The sequence below is a fragment of the Pseudomonas sp. 2VD genome, from assembly GCF_005503585.1.
In the GTDB taxonomy this organism is placed as follows: domain Bacteria; phylum Pseudomonadota; class Gammaproteobacteria; order Pseudomonadales; family Pseudomonadaceae; genus Pseudomonas; species Pseudomonas aeruginosa.
This window is the reverse complement of sequence record NZ_SCND01000272.1, coordinates 1-8,562: the sequence shown is the minus strand read 5'-3', so window position 1 is coordinate 8,562 and position 8,562 is coordinate 1. Positions and strand designations below refer to the sequence as shown.

The 8,562-nt window shown below is 66.9% G+C and carries 9 protein-coding genes and 1 pseudogene; 8 read left to right on the top strand and 2 right to left on the bottom strand.

The annotated features are described in order from the left end of the window. Both FFS27_RS23695 and FFS27_RS23690 read left to right on the top strand, forming a co-directional pair. Positions 1-216 (top strand): annotated as a pseudogene (locus FFS27_RS23695) (RNA pseudouridine synthase); the annotation flags it as partial. Between the two features lie 168 nt (positions 217-384). Beyond that, on the top strand, positions 385-1,674 hold the full coding sequence (locus FFS27_RS23690; protein WP_023100908.1) for a M18 family aminopeptidase: 1,290 nt from the start codon (positions 385-387) through the stop codon (positions 1,672-1,674). Between the two features lie 42 nt (positions 1,675-1,716). Here FFS27_RS23690 and FFS27_RS23685 read toward each other — a convergent pair whose 3' ends face one another. Both FFS27_RS23685 and FFS27_RS23680 read right to left on the bottom strand, forming a co-directional pair. Further along, the gene (locus FFS27_RS23685; protein WP_023093908.1) at positions 1,717-2,268 is read right to left on the bottom strand and encodes a GNAT family N-acetyltransferase; all 552 of its coding nucleotides are present in this window, start codon (positions 2,266-2,268) and stop codon (positions 1,717-1,719) included. A 65-nt stretch (positions 2,269-2,333) separates the two neighbouring features. Continuing rightward, positions 2,334-3,050: a UTRA domain-containing protein gene (locus tag FFS27_RS23680; protein WP_003091585.1), complete on the bottom strand. Its 717-nt coding sequence runs from the start codon at positions 3,048-3,050 to the stop codon at positions 2,334-2,336. A gap of 363 nt (positions 3,051-3,413) precedes the next feature. On the opposite strand from FFS27_RS23680, the gene FFS27_RS23675 reads away from it, so the two are divergent. The 6 genes from FFS27_RS23675 to FFS27_RS23650 all read left to right on the top strand — a co-directional run. Next, the gene (locus FFS27_RS23675) at positions 3,414-4,472 is read left to right on the top strand and encodes an ABC transporter substrate-binding protein (protein ID WP_003091586.1); all 1,059 of its coding nucleotides are present in this window, start codon (positions 3,414-3,416) and stop codon (positions 4,470-4,472) included. Between the two features lie 54 nt (positions 4,473-4,526). Beyond that, positions 4,527-5,336: an alkaline phosphatase family protein gene (locus FFS27_RS23670; protein WP_003109171.1), complete on the top strand. Its 810-nt coding sequence runs from the start codon at positions 4,527-4,529 to the stop codon at positions 5,334-5,336. After that, the gene (locus FFS27_RS23665; protein ID WP_016253149.1) at positions 5,333-6,172 is read left to right on the top strand and encodes an ABC transporter permease; all 840 of its coding nucleotides are present in this window, start codon (positions 5,333-5,335) and stop codon (positions 6,170-6,172) included. The genes FFS27_RS23670 and FFS27_RS23665 overlap by 4 nt, the downstream gene beginning before the upstream one ends. Then, positions 6,159-6,956 (top strand): ABC transporter permease, encoded by a 798-nt coding sequence (locus FFS27_RS23660; RefSeq protein ID WP_003091589.1) that lies wholly within the window; start codon positions 6,159-6,161, stop codon positions 6,954-6,956. Before FFS27_RS23665 ends, FFS27_RS23660 begins: the two co-directional genes overlap by 14 nt. A gap of 2 nt (positions 6,957-6,958) precedes the next feature. Continuing rightward, positions 6,959-7,954, top strand: a complete 996-nt coding sequence (locus FFS27_RS23655) for an ABC transporter ATP-binding protein (RefSeq protein ID WP_003138362.1) — start codon at positions 6,959-6,961, stop codon at positions 7,952-7,954. Then, positions 7,954-8,562, top strand: a 609-nt coding sequence (locus tag FFS27_RS23650; protein WP_137952241.1) for an HAD family hydrolase, incomplete at its 3' end; no start/stop codon positions are given. The genes FFS27_RS23655 and FFS27_RS23650, both read left to right, overlap by 1 nt.

The window sequence follows — 8,562 nt, the reverse complement described above, 5'->3', positions numbered from 1 at the left end:
TGGAGCAGGGTCGAGCTGACACCGATCACCGGCCGTTCGCACCAGTTGCGCGTGCACATGCTCTCCATCGGCCATCCGCTGCTCGGCGACCGCCTCTACGCCAACCCCGAAGCCCTCGCCGCCCACGAACGCCTGTGCCTGCACGCCAGCCTGCTGTGCCTGACCCATCCGCAGAGCGGCGAACGCCTGCGCTTCGAGTCGCCGGCGCCGTTCTGAGCCTGCCCCGCCGCGTCCCGGCCCGCCGGGACGCCGCCCGCCGATTTCCGGTACCCCGTCTTGCCATACAACGACCAGCTTCCGCTTTTTCTGGCCGGCCCCGCCGCCAACGACCTGAACCCCGTCGGACAATACGATAGACTGCATGGATTGCCGTCCGGAGCCACTATGCGCGCAGAACTCAACCAGGGCCTGATCGATTTCCTCAAGGCCTCGCCCACGCCTTTCCATGCTACCGCCAGCCTCGCCCGCCGCCTGGAATCCGCCGGCTACCGCCGCCTCGACGAGCGCGACGCCTGGCACACCGAAGCCGGCGGCCGCTACTACGTGACCCGTAACGACTCGTCGCTGATCGCCATCCGCCTGGGCCGTCGCTCGCCCCTGGAAAGCGGCTTCCGCCTGGTCGGCGCGCACACCGACAGCCCCTGCCTGCGGGTCAAGCCGAACCCGGAGATCGCTCGCAACGGCTTCCTCCAGCTCGGCGTCGAAGTCTATGGCGGCGCCCTCTTCGCCCCTTGGTTCGACCGCGACCTGTCACTGGCCGGGCGCGTCACCTTCCGCGCCAATGGCAAGCTGGAAAGCCGCCTGGTCGACTTCCGCAAGGCCATCGCGGTCATCCCCAACCTGGCCATCCATCTCAACCGCGCCGCCAACGAGGGTTGGCCGATCAACGCGCAGAACGAACTGCCGCCGATCATCGCCCAACTGGCGCCGGGCGAGGCCGCCGACTTCCGCCTGCTGCTCGACGAACAGCTGCTGCGCGAGCACGGCATCACCGCCGACGTGGTACTGGACTACGAGCTGTCGTTCTACGACACCCAGTCCGCCGCGGTGGTAGGCCTCAACGACGAGTTCATCGCCGGGGCGCGCCTGGACAACCTGCTGTCCTGCCACGCCGGCCTGGAAGCCCTGCTCAACGCCGAAGGCGACGAGAACTGCATCCTGGTCTGCACCGACCACGAGGAAGTCGGTTCCTGTTCGCATTGCGGCGCCGACGGTCCGTTCCTCGAACAGGTACTGCGCCGCCTGCTGCCGGAAGGCGACGCCTTCAGCCGGGCGATCCAGCGCTCGCTGCTGGTCTCGGCCGACAACGCCCATGGCGTACACCCGAACTACGCCGACAAGCACGACGCCAACCATGGCCCGGCGCTGAACGGCGGTCCGGTGATCAAGATCAACAGCAACCAGCGCTATGCCACCAACAGCGAAACCGCCGGCTTCTTCCGCCACCTCTGCCAGGACAGCGAAGTGCCGGTGCAGAGCTTCGTGACCCGCAGCGACATGGGATGCGGCTCGACCATCGGCCCGATCACCGCCAGCCAGGTCGGCGTGCGCACCGTCGACATAGGCCTGCCGACCTTCGCCATGCACTCGATTCGCGAGCTGGCCGGCAGCCATGACCTGGCGCACCTGGTCAAGGTGCTCGGCGCCTTCTACGCCAGCAGCGAGCTGCCCTGAGCGCCAGCCGCGCTCACGCCCCGGGCATTCGCCCGGGGCCACTCATGCGTGCGCAGCGTGCCATTCGCTGCGCAACAGCGTGTAGATCGCATGGTCGTGGGCACGCCCGGCGATGATCTCGTTGGCCCGGATCACTCCGTCGCGCCGGAAGCCCTGGCGCTCGGCGGCGCGCTGGCTGCGCAGGTTCTCGGTGGAACAGCGGATCACCAGGCGCTGCAGGTCGTAGCCAAGGAAACCCAGCTCGATCGTCTTCCCCAGCGCGCTGGCCAGCAGCCCGCGCCCTTGCGCGGACGCCGCCAGCCAGTAGCCGATGCTGGCGCTGCGGCTGTCCTCGGTGAAATCGTGCAGGTCGATGACGCCGACCAGGCATCCGGATTCGACGATCCCGCAGCGGCAACTCCTGCGCTCCGCCCACAACCGCTGGCTTTCGCCAATGAAACGGCGGGTATCGTCCGCGCTCTGCGTCAGTGGCACCCACGGCATCCAGGGCGCCAGGTGCTCGCTGTTGGCGCGCACCAGGCGGAACAGTTCCTCGGCGCGCGGCTGGTCGAGCAGCTCCAGGTGCAGGTCGGACGAAATCGGCAGTATGAACATGCGAGGGCTCCTTTTCCCGGGAGCCCATCCTCGCAGAAGGTGCCGCAGGTCGTCGACGCGTGGCGTTACTGCGGTACCTCGACGCTGATATGGATGGCGTCGTGGCGCCAGAACTCCAGGTCGCAGTCGATCAGCCGACCACGCTGGTCGCGGTTGATCCGGCTGATGCGCAGGGCCGGGCTGCCCACCGCCACCTTCAGCGGCGCCGCAGCCTCGGCATGGAGTGCAGTGGGCACCATGTCGAAACGCACCCGCCCATAGTGGATGCCGTACTCGCTGGCATAGAGTTCGGTCAGCGAGCGGGTCAGGTCGTGGCCGAGGATTCCGGGGAAGTACTGCGCGTTCAGGTAGTGCTCGACATACAGCACCAGCCGCCCGTCCACCCGCCGCGCCCGGCGGATCTGGTAGACGCTGGACAGCGCCGGCAGCTCCAGCAACTCGCAGACCGCCGCGCTCGCCGGCATCTGCCGGGCCGACAGAACCTCGGTCGCCGGCACCCGGCCCTGTTCGCTGACCATCGCATGGAAGTGGCTGCGGACCAGCGGGTTGTAGGCCAGCCGCTCGGGGGAGACGAACCAGCCGCGGCGCTCCTCGCGGTAGATCAGGCCCTGCGACTCCAGCTGGATCAGCGCCTCGCGCAGGGTGATCCGGGTCGTCGCGAACAGCTCGCTGAGCTTGCGCTCGGCCGGCAGCTTGCCACCCGCCGGCAGCAGACCATGGCCGATCTGCTCGCTGAGCGCCCGGCAGATCGCCGTTACGGTGGGTAGCGCTTCGTCACGCATCGACTGCTTCCTTATTGGTCTAGTCCAGCCCCAGCCAGGGGCACTTCCACCGGCCCGCCCTGCGCCTCCGGCTCGTCCGATGCTAGGAAACCCAGATGACCGGGACGTGACAGGTACAAGACAGCGGTCTTCCCGGAGGCGCCCGACGCCCATGGAATCGAGGGCTTAAGCATGGTCTACGCTTCTGCGGATGCAAGCCGCGGCGATGCCAGGCGCGGCTAGCTGACATGAAACCGTCATCCAGCGGCTCTAGATTGGCCTGGGTCTTGCTGATCTAGACCACACCCGCGGCAGTCCCGCCCGAAGGAGCGTCGAGAACTCCCGAGGCTGCCCGACCGAACCTCTCGAACGAAGGAGCACCGAATGAAACGCATGCTTGCTTCATTGCTGGGAACCGCCATCGCCCTCGGCAGCGGCCTGGCGTTGGCCGCCGAAGCGGACCTGCAGGCGCTGGAACAGGCCGCGCGCAAGGAAGGCCAGGTCAACAGCGTCGGCATGCCCGACAGTTGGGCGAACTGGAAGGACACCTGGAAGGACCTTGAGAGCAAGTATGGGCTCAAGCACATGGATACCGACATGAGTTCGGCCCAGGAGCTGGCCAAGTTCAAGGCCGAGAAGGACAACGCCAGCGCCGACATCGGCGACGTCGGCGCCGCCTTCGGCCCCATCGCCGTGCAGCAGGGCGTCAGCCAGCCGTACAAGCCGAGCACCTGGGAACAGATCCCGGCCTGGGCCAAGGACCAGGACGGCCACTGGGCGCTCGCCTACACCGGGACCATCGCCTTCATCGTCAACAAACAACTGGTGAAGGACGTACCGCACAGCTGGGCCGACCTGCTGCAGGGCAAGTACAAGGTCACCATCGGCGACGTCAGCGCTGCCGCCCAGGCGGTCAATGGGGTGCTCGCCGCGGCCATCGCCAACGGCGGCGACGAGAAGAACATCAAGCCGGGCCTGGAGTTCTTCGGCAAGATCGCCAAGCAGGGCCGCCTGTCGCTGACCAACCCGGTGATCGCCACCCTGGAAAAGGGCGAGGTCGAAGTCGGCATCGTCTGGGATTTCAACGGCCTCAGCTACCGCCAGCAGATCGACCCGGAGCGCTTCGAGGTGCTGATCCCCTCGGACGGCTCGGTGATCTCTGGCTACACCACCATCATCAACAAGTACGCCAAGCACCCGAACGCCGCCAAGCTCGCCCGCGAGTACATCTTCAGCGACGCCGGACAGATCAACCTGGCCAAGGGCAACGCGCGACCGATCCGCGCCGAGAGCCTGACCCTGCCGGACGACGTGAAGGCCCAACTGCTGCCCAACGAGCAGTACGCCAAGGCCCAGCCGATCAAGGACGCCAAGGCCTGGGAGGAAACCTCCAAGCGCCTGCCGCGGCAGTGGCAGGAAGCGGTGATCATCAACATGCAGTGACGCGGAGCGCGGCCGCCCTCGCCGGCGGCTGCCCCGCATCGACGGATACCCCGAATGCGCCACGACGTCATCCTCGTCCTGCTGGACGGCCTCAACCACAGCGTCGCCCGCGACTGCATGGGGCATCTCCAGGCCCTCTGCGGCGCCGGCCGCGGCCAGTCGTACCGCCTGGAATGCGAGTTGCCTTCGCTGTCCCGGCCGCTCTACGAATGTATCCTCACCGGAGTGCCGCCGATCGATAGCGGCATCCTGCACAACGACGTGGTCCGCCTGAGCCAGGAACAGAGCCTGTTCCACTATGCCCGCGCGGCCGGCCTGAGTACCGCGGCAGCGGCCTACCACTGGGTCAGCGAACTGTACAACCGCGCGCCGTTCGACCCGGCCCGCGACCGCCACACCGACGACAGCGCACTGCCGATCCAGCGCGGACACTTCTACTGGAACGACCACTATCCGGACTCGCACCTGTTCGCCGATGCGGAAAGCCTGCGCCGCCGGCACGCACCGAACTTCATGCTGGTCCACTCGATGAACATCGACGACGCCGGGCACAGGCACGGCCTCGCCAGCCCCGCCTACCGCAACGCCGCGCGGCGCGCCGACGCGCTGCTGTCGGAATACCTGCACCAGTGGCTGGCGGCCGGCTACCAGGTGGCGATCACCGCCGATCACGGAATGAACGAGGACCGCAGCCACGGCGGCATCCTCGAGGAGGAGCGCGAGGTGCCGCTGTTCGTCTTCGGCGACGCCTTCAGCCGCGACGACCTGGCGCAACCGCTGCAGACCGACCTCTGCGGCACGCTCTGCGAAATCCTCGGCGCCGCCCACGACAAACCCGTCTGCCGGGAGCTGCTCGCCCCATGAAACGATTCTCCGGCAAATGGCTGGCGCTGCTGTTCCTGCTGCCCTTCGCGGCGTTCTTCGTGATTTTCCAGATAGCGCCGCTGGCCTGGGTCGCGCTGAACAGCCTGAAGGCCAGCGATGCCTGGAGCCTGGCCAACTACCTCGAGCTGTTCGGCTCGCCCTTCTACCGCCAGGCGATCCGCCATAGCCTGGAGATCGCCGGCTGGTCGAGCCTGCTCGGCCTGCTCATCGCGGTGCTCGGCAGCCATTCGCTGCGCCACGTCGACAGCCGCCTGCGCGACTTCGTCATGGCCTTCTCCAACATGACCAGCAACTTCGCCGGGGTACCGCTGGCGTTCGCCTTCATCATCCTGCTCGGCTTCAACGGCGCGCTGACCCTGTTGCTCAAGCAGGCCGGCTGGATCGACGACTTCAATCTCTACTCGAAGACCGGCCTGATAATCCTCTACACCTATTTCCAGATCCCCCTCGGGGTGATGCTGCTCTACCCGGCCTTCGACGCCCTGCGCGAGGACTGGCGCGAGTCCGCCGCGCTGCTCGGCGCCAACGGCTGGCAGTACTGGCGACACATCGGCATCCCGGTGCTGACCCCGGCACTGCTGGGCACCTTCGTCATCCTCCTGGCCAATGCCCTCGGCGCCTACGCCACGGTGTACTCGCTGACCACCGGCAACTTCAACGTGATCCCGATCCGCATCGGCGCGCTGGTCGCCGGCGACGTGTTCCCCGACCCGAACATGGCCAGCGCGCTGGCCATGGTGCTGGTCGGCCTGATGACCCTGATCACCCTGGTCCACCAATGGCTGCTGCGCAGGAGCTACCATGTCGCGCGCTGATCGACGTCCTGCCGCGCTCTACCATCGCCTGGTGGTCTGCGCGCTGTTCCTGATCCTGGTCCTGCCGCTGGCGGCGACCCTGCTCTACTCGCTGGCCACCCAGTGGTCGGCGACCCTGCTGCCGGACGGCCTGACCCTGAAGTGGTACCTGACGCTGTGGAGCGACCAGCGCTTCCTGCTGGCCTTCGCCCGCTCGCTGCTGGTCTGCTTCGGCGCCCTGGCGTTCAGCGTGTTGCTGATCCTGCCGCTGATGTTCGTCATCCACTACCACTTCCCGCGCCTGGACGGCGTGATGAACGTGCTCATCCTGCTGCCCTTCGCGGTGCCGCCGATCGTCTCCTCGGTGGGCCTGCTGCAACTCTATGCCAGCGGGCCGCTGGAAATGATCGGCACGCCCTGGGTGCTGGTCGGCTGCTACTTCACCATCGCCCTGCCGTTCATGTACCGGGCGATCACCAACAACCTGCAGGCGATCAACCTGCGCGACCTGATGGACGCCGCCCACCTGCTCGGCGCCAGCACCTGGAAGGCGGCGCTGCTGGTCGTGCTGCCGAACCTGCGCAAGGGCGTGATGGTGGCCCTGCTACTGTCGTTCTCCTTCCTCATCGGCGAATTCGTCTTCGCCAACCTGCTGGTCGGTACCCGCTACGAGACCCTGCAGGTGTTCCTCAACAACATGCGCAACAGCAGCGGCCACTACACCAGCGCAGTGGTGGTCTCCTACTTCGTGTTCGTCCTGGTCCTGACCTGGGCGGCCAACCGACTGAACAAGGACAAGGCCTGATCATGTCGTTCGTCAGCGTCGAACAGCTCGACAAGAGCTACGGTGCCACCAGCATCTTCCGCGATATCGACTTCGCTGCCGCCCGCGGCGAGTTCGTCACCCTGCTCGGCCCCAGCGGCTGCGGCAAGTCCACCCTGCTGCGCTGCATCGCCGGGCTGACCGAGGTCGACAGCGGGCGCATCCTCATCGACGGCGAGGATGTGGTGCCTTTGCCGCCGCAGAAGCGCGGGATCGCCATGGTGTTCCAGAGCTACGCGCTGTTCCCCAACATGACCGTGCAACAGAACGTCGCCTTCGGCCTACGCATGCAGAAGGTGCCGGCGGCGGAACTGAAGCAGCGGGTCGCCGAAGCCATCGAACTGGTGGAACTGGGCGAGTACGCCGCACGCTACCCGCACCAGCTCTCCGGCGGCCAGTGCCAGCGCGTGGCGCTGGCCCGCTCGCTGGTGACGCGCCCGCGCCTGCTGCTGCTCGACGAGCCGCTGTCGGCCCTCGACGCGCGCATCCGCAAGCACCTGCGCGAACAGATCCGCCGCATCCAGCAGGAGCTGGGGCTGACCACGGTGTTCGTCACCCATGATCAGGAAGAAGCGCTGACCCTGTCCGACCGCATCGTCCTGATGAACGCCGGACGCATCGTCCAGAGCGGCGACGCGGAGACCCTCTACACCGCGCCGGAAAACGCCTTCGCCGCCGGCTTCATCGGCAACTACAACCTGCTCGACGCCGAACAGGCCAGCCGCCTGCTCGGCCAGCCCTGCGCGCACCAGGTGGCGATCCGCCCGGAATCCCTGCGCCTGGGCTACGAACCGAGCGAAGGCGTGCCGGCGCTGGTACGCTCGCACAGTCTGCTCGGCAACGTGATCCGTTACCGCGTCGAGGCCGCCGGGGTGGAACTCACCGTCGACGTCCTCAACCGCAGCGCAGACCGCCTGTATCCGGCCGGCAGTCAGTTGACGCTGGTCATCGATCGCAACAGTATTCGAGAGGTAGCTTGATGAGCCTGGTGATCTTCGACCTGGACGAGACCATGATCCACGGCGACTGCTCCAGCCTGTGGAGCCAGCGCATGGCGAGTCTCGGCTGGGTCGACGAATCCTTCGTCCGCCGCGACGCCGAACTGATGGAGCAGTACGCCGAAGGCAAGCTGTCCATGGATCTGTACATGGACTACACCCTGCAACCGCTGATCGGTCGCAGCGTCGAGGAAGTCGAGCGAGAAGTGGAGGCCTACGTCGAGGAGGTCATCGAGCCGCTGATCTACAGCGACGCCTGCGCCTGCCTGGCGCGCCACCGCAGCGCCAACGACCGGGTGCTGATCGTCTCCGCATCCGGGGTGCACCTGGTCAAGCCGATCGCGGCGCGGATCGGCGTCGACGAAGTCCTCGCCATCGATCTCGAAGTGCTCGACGGACACTACACCGGCCGCACCCTTGGCACCCTCACCTATCGCGAAGGCAAGGTATTGCGTCTGCTCGACCTGCTGGAAGGAGACGATCGCCAACTGGCCGACGCCTGGTTCTATTCGGACTCGCGCAACGACCTGCCGCTGCTGAAGCTGGTCGGCCATCCGAACACGGTCAATCCGGACCCGACCCTGCTCGCC

Excerpts from the sequence above, each read along its gene's own strand:
- FFS27_RS23690 (WP_023100908.1), top strand. The coding sequence starts at position 385 with ATGCGCGCAGAACTCAACCAGGGCCTGATCGATTTCCTCAAGGCCTCG.
- FFS27_RS23685 (WP_023093908.1), bottom strand. The coding sequence starts at position 2,268 with ATGTTCATACTGCCGATTTCGTCCGACCTGCACCTGGAGCTGCTCGAC.
- FFS27_RS23680 (WP_003091585.1), bottom strand. The coding sequence starts at position 3,050 with ATGCGTGACGAAGCGCTACCCACCGTAACGGCGATCTGCCGGGCGCTC.
- FFS27_RS23675 (WP_003091586.1), top strand. The coding sequence starts at position 3,414 with ATGAAACGCATGCTTGCTTCATTGCTGGGAACCGCCATCGCCCTCGGC.
- FFS27_RS23670 (WP_003109171.1), top strand. The coding sequence starts at position 4,527 with ATGCGCCACGACGTCATCCTCGTCCTGCTGGACGGCCTCAACCACAGC.
- FFS27_RS23665 (WP_016253149.1), top strand. The coding sequence starts at position 5,333 with ATGAAACGATTCTCCGGCAAATGGCTGGCGCTGCTGTTCCTGCTGCCC.
- FFS27_RS23660 (WP_003091589.1), top strand. The coding sequence starts at position 6,159 with ATGTCGCGCGCTGATCGACGTCCTGCCGCGCTCTACCATCGCCTGGTG.
- FFS27_RS23655 (WP_003138362.1), top strand. The coding sequence starts at position 6,959 with ATGTCGTTCGTCAGCGTCGAACAGCTCGACAAGAGCTACGGTGCCACC.